The sequence below is a fragment of the Rhodococcus sp. NPDC060176 genome (assembly GCF_042728675.1).
Classification (GTDB): domain Bacteria; phylum Actinomycetota; class Actinomycetes; order Mycobacteriales; family Mycobacteriaceae; genus Rhodococcus_F.
Genome location: NZ_JBHWYS010000003.1, coordinates 774,352 through 788,602, shown reverse-complemented (window position 1 = coordinate 788,602; position 14,251 = coordinate 774,352). Strand labels below are relative to the sequence as shown.

Annotated in this window: 16 protein-coding genes; 13 read left to right on the top strand and 3 right to left on the bottom strand. The window is 59.4% G+C overall.

The annotated features are described in order from the left end of the window. Positions 1-8 precede the first annotated feature (8 nt). The 5 genes from ACFWEM_RS18550 to ACFWEM_RS18530 all read left to right on the top strand — a co-directional run bounded on the left by ACFWEM_RS18550 (position 9) and on the right by ACFWEM_RS18530 (position 3,930). A complete protein-coding gene (locus ACFWEM_RS18550; protein WP_378535765.1) occupies positions 9-1,289 on the top strand; it encodes a wax ester/triacylglycerol synthase domain-containing protein in 1,281 nt (426 codons plus the stop codon). A gap of 167 nt (positions 1,290-1,456) precedes the next feature. Then, positions 1,457-2,341, top strand: a complete 885-nt coding sequence (locus ACFWEM_RS18545) for an MBL fold metallo-hydrolase (protein ID WP_378535763.1) — start codon at positions 1,457-1,459, stop codon at positions 2,339-2,341. Positions 2,342-2,394: 53 nt separating this feature from the next. Further along, complete coding sequence (locus tag ACFWEM_RS18540; protein WP_378535761.1) at positions 2,395-2,943, top strand: hypothetical protein; 549 nt, start codon at positions 2,395-2,397, stop codon at positions 2,941-2,943. Positions 2,944-3,216: 273 nt separating this feature from the next. Further along, a complete protein-coding gene (locus tag ACFWEM_RS18535; protein WP_378535759.1) occupies positions 3,217-3,678 on the top strand; it encodes an Hsp20/alpha crystallin family protein in 462 nt (153 codons plus the stop codon). Positions 3,679-3,786: 108 nt separating this feature from the next. Next, entirely contained in the window at positions 3,787-3,930 is a 144-nt protein-coding gene (locus tag ACFWEM_RS18530) for a hypothetical protein (RefSeq protein WP_378535757.1), read from the top strand. 359 nt (positions 3,931-4,289) lie between these two features. Here the strand turns inward: ACFWEM_RS18530 and ACFWEM_RS18525 are convergent, their stop codons facing one another. Further along, entirely contained in the window at positions 4,290-5,006 is a 717-nt protein-coding gene (locus tag ACFWEM_RS18525; RefSeq protein ID WP_378535755.1) for a TetR/AcrR family transcriptional regulator C-terminal domain-containing protein, read from the bottom strand. A gap of 223 nt (positions 5,007-5,229) precedes the next feature. Here ACFWEM_RS18525 and ACFWEM_RS18520 point away from each other — a divergent pair, with 223 nt between their 5' ends. The 8 genes from ACFWEM_RS18520 to ACFWEM_RS18485 all read left to right on the top strand — a co-directional run bounded on the left by ACFWEM_RS18520 (position 5,230) and on the right by ACFWEM_RS18485 (position 12,844). Then, complete coding sequence (locus ACFWEM_RS18520) at positions 5,230-6,534, top strand: ice-binding family protein (RefSeq protein ID WP_378535753.1); 1,305 nt, start codon at positions 5,230-5,232, stop codon at positions 6,532-6,534. Further along, positions 6,535-7,188 carry a class F sortase gene (locus ACFWEM_RS18515; RefSeq protein ID WP_378535751.1) on the top strand — a complete coding sequence of 218 codons (654 nt, stop codon included), beginning with the start codon at positions 6,535-6,537 and terminating at the stop codon, positions 7,186-7,188. It abuts the gene before it with no gap. Between the two features lie 120 nt (positions 7,189-7,308). Next, positions 7,309-8,487, top strand: a complete 1,179-nt coding sequence (locus ACFWEM_RS18510) for an alkane 1-monooxygenase (protein WP_378535749.1) — start codon at positions 7,309-7,311, stop codon at positions 8,485-8,487. After that, positions 8,484-8,825, top strand: coding sequence for a hypothetical protein (locus tag ACFWEM_RS18505; protein ID WP_378535747.1), 342 nt, complete (start codon positions 8,484-8,486; stop codon positions 8,823-8,825). Before ACFWEM_RS18510 ends, ACFWEM_RS18505 begins: the two co-directional genes overlap by 4 nt. Before the next feature lie 253 nt (positions 8,826-9,078). Continuing rightward, on the top strand, positions 9,079-9,741 hold the full coding sequence (locus ACFWEM_RS18500) for an ATP-binding cassette domain-containing protein (protein ID WP_378535745.1): 663 nt from the start codon (positions 9,079-9,081) through the stop codon (positions 9,739-9,741). A gap of 172 nt (positions 9,742-9,913) precedes the next feature. Then, positions 9,914-11,386 carry an MFS transporter gene (locus tag ACFWEM_RS18495; protein WP_378535743.1) on the top strand — a complete coding sequence of 491 codons (1,473 nt, stop codon included), beginning with the start codon at positions 9,914-9,916 and terminating at the stop codon, positions 11,384-11,386. 234 nt (positions 11,387-11,620) lie between these two features. Continuing rightward, positions 11,621-12,253 (top strand): TetR/AcrR family transcriptional regulator, encoded by a 633-nt coding sequence (locus tag ACFWEM_RS18490; RefSeq protein WP_378535741.1) that lies wholly within the window; start codon positions 11,621-11,623, stop codon positions 12,251-12,253. Between the two features lie 99 nt (positions 12,254-12,352). Next, positions 12,353-12,844 (top strand): HtaA domain-containing protein, encoded by a 492-nt coding sequence (locus ACFWEM_RS18485; RefSeq protein ID WP_378536183.1) that lies wholly within the window; start codon positions 12,353-12,355, stop codon positions 12,842-12,844. A 130-nt stretch (positions 12,845-12,974) separates the two neighbouring features. Here ACFWEM_RS18485 and ACFWEM_RS18480 read toward each other — a convergent pair whose 3' ends face one another. Beyond that, positions 12,975-13,736 (bottom strand): pentapeptide repeat-containing protein, encoded by a 762-nt coding sequence (locus tag ACFWEM_RS18480; RefSeq protein ID WP_378535739.1) that lies wholly within the window; start codon positions 13,734-13,736, stop codon positions 12,975-12,977. Between the two features lie 22 nt (positions 13,737-13,758). Next, positions 13,759-14,208, bottom strand: coding sequence for a winged helix-turn-helix transcriptional regulator (locus tag ACFWEM_RS18475; protein WP_378535737.1), 450 nt, complete (start codon positions 14,206-14,208; stop codon positions 13,759-13,761). Between the last annotated feature and the right edge of the window lie 43 nt (positions 14,209-14,251).

Sequence of the window (14,251 nt, the reverse complement as noted above, 5' to 3'; positions counted from 1 at the left end):
CTCAGCAGATGGTCGAAACCACACGCGACGTGCCGATATCACCCGTCGACGCTGCGAGCTTCCAGCTCGGTGTGCACGTCCAGCCGTACCTCGTCACGATTGCCGGACTGCTCTCTCCGGGTGGCTTCGTCGATCGAGACGGTCGACCGGATCTTGCGCATCTTCACCGCACCCTCGCAGCTCACATCGCGCAGGAGCCATTACTACGGCAGCGACCGATCATGCGGAACGGGTCATGGTGGTGGACTGATAACGACATCGACTTCGACCTCCATGTCTCACTGGACGAACGCGGTCCTACCGAACCCGACTTCGAAGCGATCTGCAGTCGACTCGTGATGCTTCCCCTCGACCCCTCCCGCCCCCTGTGGCACATCGCAGTGGTTCCCGCAGCTCGACCGGGGCAGTGCGGCATCGTCATCCGAGTCCATCACGCGGTACTCGACGGTGCCAGAGCCAGCGAGCTTTTCGAACGACTCTTCACCTCGGCGCCATCGACAACGCAACCAAGCACGGGCACCTCGCCAAGGACGAAGATCCGTCCGACTCTCGAACTCCGCGATCAGAAGAAAGCCAGCCCCCGGGACCTTCTCCGATTTCGAATGGGGACGTTCCTACACCGGCCGATTCGATCGCGGGTACTGCTGGGCACCATTGGCCCCACGAGATCGATCTCGTCCGTCAACGTCGGCACCTCGTTGATCGAGCGTGGTGCGCAAAAGGCTGGAGGCACATTGAACGACGCCTATCTCGTGGCTGCGGGCGCCGGACTGCGATACATCCTCGAAGATTGCGGTGAACACATTCCCAAGTCGATCGCGGTGTCGGTCCCCGTCGCAGTCAGCGCGATCGGTGACGCACGCAATGCCGTCGGGTTCATGATCATCGACCTCCCACTTCTCGAAACCGACCGAGAACGCGCCGTCGCGATCGTCGCGAAGCAAACCGCTGCGGCAAAGCCGTCCGCACGCGCAGCGGGAACAACATTTCGGTCACCACGTATGGCCCGCATTTTCGACAGGCTTGCGAAGCGCCAGCACATGATCGGTGCAGTGGTATCCAATGTCCACGGACCGCGTGGCCCGCTCACGCTCGACGGGGCAGCGCTCGTCGAACTCTGGCCGTTGGGCCCGTTGGCCGGCAATGTTCGAGTCGGATTCACCGCAGTGTCCTACAACGACAGATTCTGGATCGGAATCCAGACAGATGCCGAGCATCTCCCTCCTGCACACAGGATCGCGCAAGCCGTCGAACGGACTCTCAACGAAATAGCGAGCACCGCAACCTGACTGGATCTAACCGAGGATTTCGTGGATCGCAATGCCATCGAGCCGCTATCCGATTTACCCCGCCGCTTGGACGACGGATACTGTCGAGAGGTCTCGACTACAACTCGAGTGAGACGAGCTGGCAAGCCGGTGTCATCACGACACGATCGTCACGAGGGAGGCGAAAGATGTTCACACCTGCAGAATTCGGCAAGGTGTCGGTATTGGTTCCCCAGAACGGTGGTGCCGTCCCCTACGGAAACACCGTGGTGGTGCACGGATCCGAAAGCACTCTCGTCATCGACCCCTCACTCTCCCTCGACCGAGATCCCGTAGGTGCAGACCTGGCGTTCATCAGCCACGGCCACGAGGATCACATCGCCGGCCTCCATCATTTCGACGTGCCGACGTTCGCACACCACCTCGACGCGCCCTCGGTCGCATCACTCGAAACATTGCTCGACAACTACGGCCTCCGCGCAGACGAACGAGCAGAGGTCCGACTATCGATAGCAACGCAGTACGGCATACCTCCGACGCACCAGAATGTGGCAGGGATCGCGGACGGCCACGTCTTCGAACTCGGTGACCGCACGGCGACGGTCATTCATTTGCCGGGGCATACGCGCGGACACTGCGGTGTACTCGTCGAACCCGACGGCTTCTTCTACGTCGCCGACATCGACCTCACCTCCTTCGGCCCGATGTACGGCGATCTGGGTAGCAGCGTCAACGACTTCCTCGACTCCATCGACCACGTCTCAACGATCGACGCACGCTGGTACGGAACTTTCCACCAGAAAGGCGTGGTCGAGGGCAGCGACGAGTTCCGTCGCCGGTTGACCGCCTACCGTGAGAAACTGCTCAGCCGTGAAGAACGTCTCGTTCGATTCCTCAGTGAACCAAAACGCTTGGAAGACATCGTCGCCCATCGACTCGTCTACCGCCCCCACGTCGCCGCCCCTTACGTCGACGCCGTAGAACGACGAACAGCACAGCTGCACCTCGAACGACTCATCGCGTCCGGCGCTGTCACCACAGACGAAGATAAGGTGTTCCGGCGTGCCCTCTGACGTTCGAGCAGGCAGCGCGCCGTTCAACGATCAACCGTAGGATAATCGTCGACATGAATTGGGACAGTTCCACGGAAGCCGGATGGTTCGTCAAGCTTGCCGAAGATGGCTCTGCCGTAGCCATTTTCGATCCAGCGGGAAGTCTGTACGGCAACCTGTCCCCCACGCACCCGGACGAGGGCGATCGAACTCCCGGTAGACGTAAGCCGAAATCGTCGGTTGCCGATCGAGACCGACCTGTACTCACGTTCCGCAAAGGTCACCCCGCAACACTTCACTTGGCCGACGGAACGATCGGAACCGTGACTGATCAGAAGCGCGGGGCCATGCGCAGAAAGAACAAGCGATGTGAGGTCGACATCTCCGGTCGGACGTACATCTTCACGCATTCCTCGAGCCGGAGAGCGACGGCCCTGCGCGACGGAATCACTCTGGCACATATGGCCCGCGGCCGCTGGTCCAACCGAAGCACCGTCACTCGGAAAACTGTGTCGGTGACCGACGCCCTCGACGAGTGCGTACTGACGATATTCCAGAAAGTAGTCACACCGGGCCGTACCGGCGCACTGGATCAGGTGATGACCGACCTCAGCAACATCTGAGACAGCCCGTCGGAGACGAAGTGGCCGCAGCATCCGCCCAACCACATCTTCCACCCGCGCATTCTGATCCCCTAGCGACTCGGAAGCACGAACAAATCGACCTGATCACGGCCTTCAGATGCTCCCGAAACTCGGACCGAAATTTCACTCGAGAATCTGGCACTCAGGGTTGCAGAGTGCCAAATTTTTTAGTTATCATGTTCTCGCACAGTGAGTTCGGTCGCCGTCGAGGTGGCGGTGACCTTTCTTCGACGCTACGGGAGGTGTGTTGCTGTGCTTCGTTTCGATCCTTTCACCGACATCGACGCGATCACCAAATCCTTGCTTGCCACCGGAACCGGCAGCAGCCGAAGTCCTCGCTTCATGCCGATGGACCTCTACAAGATCGATGACCACTACGTTCTGCACGCCGATCTTCCCGGCGTCGACCCAGGATCGGTGGACGTTCAGGTAGACGGCTCGACCCTGACCTTGACCGCGCACCGCAGTGCTCTCTCCGAAGAGGGTGTGACGTGGTTGGCCGGCGAACGTTTCGCCGGTACGTACAGACGGCAGCTGTCGATCAGCGAGGACATCGATTCTGAGCGAATCATCGCGTCGTACGACAACGGCGTGTTGACCGTGACCTTGCCGATCGCCGAGAAGGCAAAACCGAGGCGGATCGAAATCTCGTCGGGGCCGCCGGCCCGCACTGCAAACTCCGAGGCAGAAGCTCAGGGACAGATCGAGGCCTGACCTGATCGGCCTGTAGCGCTACCCACACATCGGGATCGCACTGCAGGATTCTGCAGCGCTTGGTGCGAAATCGCCTGCACAAGAACCTTTCATCCCAGGAGGTCCACTATGTCCGCGACAATCATGGCCCCCGCCGCTACCCTGGCCGAACCGGTCATCTGGAACGAAGATCCGCAACGGCAAAAGTGGTGGAAACGCATACTCGCGACCAGCCCGCCGGAGAATCCCCACAACGAAGAATTTCAACCCTGACAGGTCCAGACCGATCTCGCCGCCTGCGGGCACCCACAACTGATACGGCGGCTTCCGTCCGTTCATCCTGACGGACGGAAGGCGCCGTTCAGGCGTCTTTGCGCACGCGCAGCTTGCAGGTCGTTCACCGTGCAATCTGCGCATACGAGCCGGCACTCGATATAAGAATCGCCCGAAATGGGCGAAGCAGGACGAAACACTCACACAACCAGGACGAAGCTCGTCGCCACCCTCCGACCGTGACACGTACGGTTGATATGTAAACGTCAGCGATCTTACTGGCGTTCACCGGCCTCGTCGGTCCCCTGAATTGTGTGGCCGTCGAGGTCGTCTCATGTCGCCACCCAACGTGACAGTGGTCAGGCTTCTGCTCCCGACGGCGGCGAAGCCGTCGCCAGACCCTCCAGAAGGATTGCCAGGCCGCGTTCGAGTTCGTCCTGACCGTCGTAATGAGCCATGATCGTAGCCATCGACCGTAGCCTCGGGAACTCGGCGAGCGGAAGCCGATGCAGGCCGAGCCGTAGGAGATCGTCGGTCTCCTCTGGGTTTTCGACAATTTCTTGAAGCTCGTTGAGAATGTGCCCGTTGAGGAAACCGAACACCGCTCTGTAGATGTGCAAAGCGTCTTCGGGGGTGAAACCGGCGCGGATCAACAGTTCGAGAATCGCCTCGAGGTAGCGCAGTGTCCCCGGAGGACGCAATCCGAGCGGCGTCGACAACGGCCGAGTGACCAGCAGCGGAACCACATTGGGGTGTGCGAGCGCGAGGCGGCGATACCCATACGCAACCGCGTGCAGTTGCCCTCTCCAGTCGCGATCGGACGGGTCAACGACCAGCTGTTCGAGCACGGTCTCCACGACCCCGTCCAGCAGTGCCGCCTTGTTTGCCGCATACCTGTAAAGGGTCATCGGATTTCTGTCGAGCGCTTTCCCCAGTCGCCGCATGGAAAGGCCCTCGGCACCTTCCTCGTCGATGATCGCCAGCGCCGTCGAGAGCACAAACGCCCTGGTGAGAGGTTCCTCGCGATCGCCGACTGGAATCGAACCATGAGTGCGGTCTCGCGAGTGTCCGGCCATTCACAGAATATACAACGTATGCCTACGCGTTGACAGAACCGCGCGACTGGTTTACTGTTCGGTGACGCCCTATATATACAACGTATACACACATCGTATACCCGGAATGTCCGGATTTACGTGGGCGCTCATCGATACGTCCCGGCGCCGGAGTCGGCGCGGACGTACGGACTCACTTTCGTCGCATGAGTCCCTTCTTCAAAGGATCGAAGATGAACAGAACATGACAGCACCTACCGCAACACGACGCTCGCGGTTCTTTCAATTCTCAGGTATTGCAACGATTTCCGTATTCTCAGTCGGCCTTCTCGTCCTGCCGGCCGGCACTGCCGGCGCGGAAGCGACTGCTGTCGGACTCGGCACCGCTGAGCCCTTTGCAGTCCTTGCCGGAGCGGGAATCACCAACACCGGACCGACAACACTCGGAGGCGATATCGGCACGTATCCGACGCCGACCATCACCGGTGTATCGGACCTGACGATCACCGGCACCAACCATGGCGGAGACGCGGTATCTCAGGGAGCAAAACCCGACGTGTTGACTGCCTACAACACTCTCGCCGGTCAGGGCCCGACACAACCGACCGGAGCCGACTTGACCGGCCGGACACTGGTTTCGGGTGTCTACAACTCCGGATCGTCGATCGCCCTGTCGGGAACCGTGACCCTCGACGCTCAAGGTGACCCGGATGCCGTCTTCGTCTTTCAAGCCGGATCAACGCTGATCACGTCGTCTTCGAGCACCGTCGCGTTGATCAACGGGACGCAGGCGTGCAATGTCTTCTGGCAGGTTGGTAGCTCCGCCATTCTCGGCACCAATTCCGTGTTCCGAGGAAACCTGTTGGCGCTGACAGACATTACTGCCACAACGGAGGCCACTGTCGAGGGTCGCCTGTTGGCGATCAACGGCGCGGTCACTCTCGATACGAACACCGTTACCGTCCCCACCTGTGCGCCGCCGGTCACAACTACAACCCCGACTGCCACTACGACGACTACGGTCCCGCCTGACACGACGACAACCACGACGACGGTCCCACCCGAGTTGACTACAACCACCACTACGGCGGTCCCGCCAGAGGCGACTACGACCACCACTACGGCGGTCCCGCCAGAGGCGACTACAACCACGGTGGGCACCCCTGTCGGAACGGTGACCACCACGGTGGGCGTACCTCCGGTCATCACGACCAGCCGAAACATTCCGTCGATACCCGTGATTCCCGGTTTACCGCCACTACCGGGAACACCTCCGACTGTGCCCGGGACAGTAACCATCCCGTCTCAGGTACCGACGACCTCGGCATCTCGAACGAGTGCCCCGACCACTCAACCTGTAGGACCGGAATCCCCCACTGGCCGAACCCCTCAGGTGCCGCAGGTACCACGAGGCTCGGTCGACACCGGCGACGGAAGCACACAATCCCAAAGTGCCGGGCAGTCGAGTGAAGGGTGGATTGCCTTGCTGGTCTGCACCTTCGCCGTCATGGCAACATCGGTCCTCGTCATCCGTCGGACCAGTCGATAGATGAAGGACAGCAACTCCGTGATGGCTCCGCGATCTCGCCGAGCCATCACGGCTCTCGCCCTTGTTGTTTCGGCACTCTTGACAGTCGTCGGATGCGCCGGCGGACAGGTCGACGCCGGAAACTCACAACCTCACCCGTCGTCTCGACAAACTGCCCCATCCGCGCCGAGCGCCCCTGACTCTGTACAGCCGGAAAAGGTTCCGGTAACGGCCGCACAACGCCCCGTGCGACTCGAAATCCCGTCCATCGGCGTCGACACCATCATCATCGATCTCGGACTCGATACCGATGGAACTCTCGAAGTCCCACCGGACGGGAAGGCTGCAGGGTGGTACACCGGCGCTCCCGCCCCCGGCGAGGTCGGACCAGCGATCATCGCCGGCCACGTCGACTGGGAAGGCGTAGCCGGGGTCTTTTTCGATCTGAGGAATCTCGAACCAGGAGCCGACATCATCGTCACGCGCGAAGACGGAAGTCGCGCTGTGTTCACCGCCACCAGCATCGAGCACTTCCCCAAAGAGAACTTCCCCACCGACGTCGTATACAGCGACCTCGACCATCCCGGACTCCGGATCATCACGTGCGGTGGATCCTTCGACGAAACCGCACGCAGCTACAACGACAACATCATCGCATTCGCCGACATCGTCTGACCGCCCGACGACGCCGAAGCATGAAACTCATTGCAGCGGAATGATATAGACCTCGAAATTCTGCGCGAACAGTTGGAGAGCAATGATCATGTTCCACTTGTCCTTGACCGAGAACTCTCGATGACAGACACCGACGACGTTGGTGCGAGCGTCGAAACCGGCGACGTTGGTGCGAGCGTCGAAACCGGCGCCGATGCGCCTGCATGGCGGGATCGGAAGCGTTACTTGTGGCCGTTGGGATTGCTGATCCCACTGAGCCCCTTCCTGTCCTGGTTACTTGTCGAACATTTGCACCTCGGCCTGTTCTGGGCGACCGGTGCCTGGATCCTGATTCTCGTCATACCGATCGTCGACCTCGCAGTCGGCGCCGACGGCCACAGTCCGCCCGACAACGCGATCGCGGCATTGCAGGATGACCGCTACTACCGATGGTGCACCTACCTGTTCGTGCCGCTGCAATACGGGGGTCTCGTCTTCGCTGCCTGGTGCTGGTCGTATGCCCCGATGGCAACCGGAGAGAAGATCGCACTGGCGATGACCGTCGGAGTCGTGGCAGGTGTCGGTATCAATGCCGCACACGAACTCGGCCACAAGAACAACCGCCATGAGCGAAGATTGGCGAAAATTGTTCTTGGTCAATCCTTCTACGGACACTTCTACATCGAGCACAATCACGGTCACCACATCAAGGTCGCGACGCCTCGCGATCCGGCCAGTGCCCGCTTTGGGGAATCTTTCTGGATATTTCTGCCCCGCAGTGTGTTCGGAGGCCTGAGGTCGGGTTGGCTAATCGAATCAGCACGTCTGCGCCGACAAGGTTCACCGGTACTGTCGCCTCGGAACAGCATCGTGCAGGCGTGGTCACTCTGCGCCGCGCTGTTCGGGACGTTGATCATCGTGTTCGGGTGGCAGGTACTGCCCTGGCTGTTCCTGCAAGCCTTGGCTGGGATAACTTTCCTCGAGGCGGCCAACTACCTCGAACACTACGGATTGCTCCGTGCGCGCAGAGAAGACGGCAGCTTTGTCAGGGCAAGGCCCGAAGACAGCTGGAACAGCGATCATCTCGTGTCCAACTTGTTCCTGTACCAGTTGCAACGACACAGCGACCATCATGCGAATCCGCGACTACGCTACCAATCTCTGCGCAGCGCTCCCACCGCTCCGCAGTTGCCGGCCGGGTACGCGGTGATGATCGTCTGCGCTGCCATACCACCGCTGTGGAGGCGGATCATGGATCACCGCGTCCTCGACTATTACAACGGCAACGTCGAGCTGATACACACCAAGGCCACCGCATGAAAAACATTGCCCGAGATGACGATCGCAGCGACGGGCATTACACAGCCATCGGACCGACCCGGAACGACGGAGCCGACTACCAGCCGGCCCGCACTCGACTCGAGCGGGCCGCACCGAGTCCGGAAGTCGTCGCCGCCGCGGAGTACCTGTTGACCCAGCCCGACGCATACCTCTATCGCCGCCGTTACCTCGACCTGATCGCCCAAACCCCCGGACCTGACGGCACATCGATCACCGACTACTCCGCAGCGGAACGCTACCTACTTGTCACCGCCACCGCGCACCGCCGAACGAATCGTGAGGGTCTTCCATCACCGGTGACCGGTGCCAGAGGTTGACAACAGAACGACCAAATTGGGCGAAAGGAAGCTGAAGTCCACCTGCGGCATTTTCGTAGTCACATGACACCGCTTCCTGTTATCGTGACGGCAGGCATTTGATCTTCGAGTGACGGATTCATTCAGTCGCGCCGACCCTCGGGAGCGATCCCGGTCGGTCGCACCTGCGATTTCCGACCCGCGTGGTCTCCGTCAACTCACTTGCGCGTACCAGCACCTATTTCGGTAGCGCGCACGCTCCTCGGGAGAAAGAATGCCTGATTCATCGACCATTCCTGCACGCCTGCGCGCGCAACTCACCGCCACCGACATCACCGTCACCTACAGCGGCACAACGATACTGAGCGGAATCGACCTCACTGTGACGCCGAAATCGCGCTGGGCGGTGGTGGGCGAGAACGGCCGCGGTAAGTCCACCCTCGTACACGTGTTGGCTGGAAAGTTGACACCGGACGTCGGCGTCGTTTCACGGGTCGGCGCCCTCGGTCCGGCAGAGCAAGAAATGCTGACCACCGACGAACGCACGGTCGGGCAAGTCGTACGAGACTCCATCGCCGATGCTCTAGCCGCAGTGGACGAATTCGAAATCGCGTTGAACGGTCTCGCACCTGGCACCGCGAAGGCCGACCACCGCTATTCAGCTGCACTCGAACAGGTAGAGGCACTGGATGCTTGGAATGCCGAACGACGGGTGAACATCGCGCTCGATGAGCCGAGCAATCATCTGTCAATCCGTCTCGTCGACGAGCTGACCGAGGCCCTCGAAGCGACCGAAGCGGCGGTGGTGGTGTCCACACACGACCGACAGATGATCCGTGGCACGAATTTGTGGTGCAGCCTCGCATTGTTCTGCGATCCCGCCGGGGTGACCCCATGTCCGGTAGTCAGGATTCTGCCGTTCGACCATCGAGATTGACTACCTTCCGGTAACAACGTTGTGAGCCTTGACACATCCCCAACCTGCTCAATACTGTTCAGCGGACGATAGTCGTCTCTAATTCGATGCACTCCGAACCCCTGATAAAAAGGACGCGAGAACTGATGCCTAGCAACCCAACCCGCATTGCAAACACCACCAAGGGGTGCCAGTGACCGAACCGAATGTTCAGTCGAATCTTGCGATGTCGACGCGGCAAGTCGGAGGACTCGCCGCCGTTGGATTCCTCGCCTTTTCCGAAGTCACCAGCGGAATGCTGCAGTCGTGGTACATCCCACTTCTACCGCAAATTGGACAGAGGCTCGAGATCACCCCAGCCCAACTGAACTGGGTATTGGCTTCATACCTGCTTTCGACCGTCATTTGCGTACCGGTGCTGGCCAAATTGGGCGACAAATACGGCCACCGGCGCCTGGTACTGATTGTGCTTGGCGCCGTCTCCGCCGGAACGATCATTACAGCGGTAGCACCTTCATTCGGGATCTTCCTGTTGGGCAGAATCATCCAAGGAACGTTGGGGGCACTCCTTCCGCTCGAGTTGGCAATTCTCCGAGAACGCGCGGGCGCCAGTTCAGGCCGCGCAATCGGGATACTTGTAGGGTGCCTCGGTGCCGGAGGAGCTGCGGGGACACTCTTGGTCGGACTACTCGGCACTCACGCCAATCTGACCGTCACCCTTTTCGTGCCTGTCGCACTCGCACTGGCAAGCCTTGTAACTATCGCAATGTTTGTTCCCGAAACATCTGCTCGTACAGAAGGTTCCATCGACTGGACAGGTGCTGCCCTATTGGGTACCGGTCTCGCAGCCTTCCTCGTCGGGATCAGCAATGGAAGCAAGCTAGGGTGGACCTCTCCGACAACCCTGATGGCAACTGGCGTCGGCTTGGCATTACTTGTCGCCTTTTTTGTGATGGAGAAGAAAATCAGCAGCCCTTTGGTCGACTTGACGTTGCTGACGAAGGGAGGAGTCGGATTCCTTCTACTGTTGACTGGGCTATTCGGATTGCAGTTCTACGGAGCTGCTACCGTTTCTGCACTGTATTTTGCATCGAAACCTGACATCGTCGGGTACGGGTTTGGACTCGACTCGATGGGCATTGCGCTGGCGATAACTCCCGTACCACTCGCCCTCATGGTTTCGTCGTCGCTCGCCGACAGCCTCGCGCGACGACTCGGGATCCGAACGGTACTGCAAATCTCTGCCCTTCTGATTTCCATTTGGTTCGTTGGGTTGATCGCATTTCGACACAACCTGACTGGCTTCATTTCGATGGGTTTGATCGGAGGTATCGGCATCGGACTATTCGTCGCGCTCCTTCCCGCACTTGTTATCTCTCGCGCACGTCCGGAAGACTCCGGAATCGCGGGTGCCCTGTATAACACTTCTCGAACCGTGGCCGGGGCTACTGCCGGAGCGGCGTTTGCCGCGATCATGTCCGGCATGGTGATCAGCGGATCGAAAATACCAAGTGAGACTGCGTTCCTAACGGTCTGGTCCGTCTGCATCGGAGTAGGCGTGCTGATTTTTCTGCTGGTTCCATTTCTCGACAAGCTGGGAGGAAAGGCCTACCAACCCGAATTGCCGAAACATGTGGCCGACATTCCGGTCCGAGAATCATCGTGATATTTCCTATAAGATTCCTTGCCGTACGTATGTGAATCTCTGGCACCACGAGTGTTCGAAATTGATTTCCCCTAATAATTACGAGAAACTATGTGATCGAACGGCTCGAAAACCTATCTCGAACCTTGGCTTCGGGCGAGGGAACCGGCGACAGTTCACTGTCGCATCGAGCTTTGACAGAACCAACGAGATGCCCTGGAGTAGCCAGCAGATGGTGCGTGGCATGATGAGTCTATGTCACGCGCCATCCCCCAACCGTCTGGCCGTGGGCGACCAAGCGATCCGGAAATAGAAGCACGTATTTTGTCCGCGACGATGGAGTTGTACGGGAATCTCGGGTGGGCAAGGCTGAATCTCGACTTGATTGCGCGACACGCCAAGGTTGGAAAAGCGGCTCTTTACCGACGATGGCAGACAAAAGAACAGATAATGTCAGCCGCGTTGCGGTCCAGCAAAATGACAGTCACTGACTTCGATACCGGAACGCTTCGCGGAGACCTGGTGGCAATCGGCCAGGTGACGGTAGAGCGGTTGCTCGGCGAGCATGGCTCAGCACGAATGCGCGCCATGATCGATGCAAAAATATTTCCAGAACTATTCGAGGGCGAAATCGCCGAATTTCGCAACGAAAGTATCGTCGGTGGCCGCGAAACTATCTTTCGCGCAATCGAACGCGGAGAGATCGCGAAGGGCACATCACCAGCTCTGATACTTGACGCCGTGGCAGGAACAATCGAGCACCGTTTTCTGATGACACCGATGTCTAAAGTCAAGGAATTTGAATCCGGCGCGGACAAATACATCGAATCAGTCGTCGACCTCGTTCTCGGTGGCCTCGAGTACAACAGCAGTTCTACTGATAATTGATAACGAGTAACAAAACTAGACCAACCGGAGTCGGCAAAGGTCAGCTCCGGGTGGCCCAATCTTTGGATTGCGTTCAAATCCGATCGTTTGCTGGTCCACATGCCGGTACAAAGAATAGAGAAGACCGTGGGAACAACAGAGCACAGCGACGCCGCGCCACTGCGATGGTCAGTGAAAGAGTCCTTGCTGCAGTACGTTCGAGCACTTGGTGAGATTTCATACGGGTCTGCCCTGGTCGAACAGGGGGACGAGCTGATCTGGCCACTCGTCGCAGATCGTCATGAACCCGATGGGACTCGGATTACCCAGTACAGCGGTGAGATGCACCTCCGCGCGCACGACGGACTCCTGGATATCGTAATCGCCGATCCCGAGGTTCGTTTGGCCGAGTCGCAGGGGCAACTGAGTGTACGGACTACCCTTGACGGGTCGCAACGCGTCGTGATTGCGACCCTCGATGACGTCGAGAGCTCAGAATCAGGCGTGCACGCCCAGGTACTGGTAACTACTGTGGGCTCGATGGTGTTCGGCGCCAATTATCCTTCAGGAACACAGCTTTCGCCATTGACAATCGGGGTCGGCCCACGCTGACAGAATGCGGGTGGACACTGGGGCTCACCGATACCTTCCAGAACCAAGAACTCGATCTTTCGCAGTTCGTCGTCCGCGTCGAAGTCGTTGCCGAAATCACCTGACGACGCTCCCCCGATTCCAACTCGAACTATCGATCCTGAGTTTCGGGATCGAGACCCATTCCACCCTCATCTCCCGCGCCAAGTGCTTGCGCGTAGCGCGCGGCATACTGCTCCAGCGCGACGGTCGCATCTGCTTCACCCGCCCACTGGTCCGGCACCTCGAGCCCGTCGCTCGTCATTCGCGACACCCGCGCGGTGGAGAACTCGACGACGGTGCGGGTGAAGGAGCACCGCACGAAGCTCGAGGACGGGGAGAATCGCGCGGCGCCGAAGGTGCAATCTACGAAAGACGTGTCCGAGAACTGCGCACCGGTCAGGTCCGCGCCGTCGAATATGCAGCGCTCGAACACAGTATTGGGCACTGACCTGAGCCGCAGTGCTTTCGCTCCGGTGAAATCGCAATCGACGATCTGCGGCCCCAGAGCCAGACGGGAGAGCGTGGCACCGCGGAAACTGCACCGCTCGAATCTGCGATTGATGCGCGGCTGGCCGGTCAACATGGCGAAATCGAAACGGCAGTCGAATAGTTCGGACTCGAAGACTGACAGTGCACCCTTGACGAAGCTCAGGTCGATGCGTTCCAGAGTGATGAATCTGATGTCGATACCACCGCTACCTGCCGTCAGGCCACGCAAATCCACCAACCCGTCGGCAGTCTCCGTCCATGGCGAGGTGAGCGCGTGAGGTGGCTTGACGATCCGTGACTGATCAAGCAACTCTGCCCGTAATTTCTCGACATCCTCGTCTGACCAACGGCGGCGCAGAACACCGATGTCGGATCGCTTCACAGCGGTCCCGATGAATGGAGTATCAATCGAGATCGACCTTCCGTACGTGCGTATTTGCCACATCAAGTTCGATTTCCTGTGCATTGGCTAATCGCAGCGTCGGCACAGGATCTCCCGTCGTGTCGTCGACCAACGTCGAAGATGGTTCACCGTCGTCGAACGCGTGGCGCTCGCCCCACTGACGCAAACTCACGATCACGGTGAACAGATCCGCGCCACGTGCGGTCAAGACGTACTCGTTCCTGGTCCCCTGTTCGTTTGCTCGAACCTCCAGGATTTCCTGTTCGACAAGGCTCCGCAGCCTGTCGGTCAGAATGTTCTTCGCGATGCCGAGGTTGCGCTGAAACTGGCTGAATCTGCGCGCCCCGTCGAAGGCATCCCGCACGATCAGCAGCGACCAGCGGTCCCCGATGATGTCGGCTGCTCTAGCCACCGGGCAGTGAGAGTCCGTCCACTGCATGCGATAAGCCATCGAATTCCTCTTTGGTTGCGTTTTGAAACCGACATGACATAGC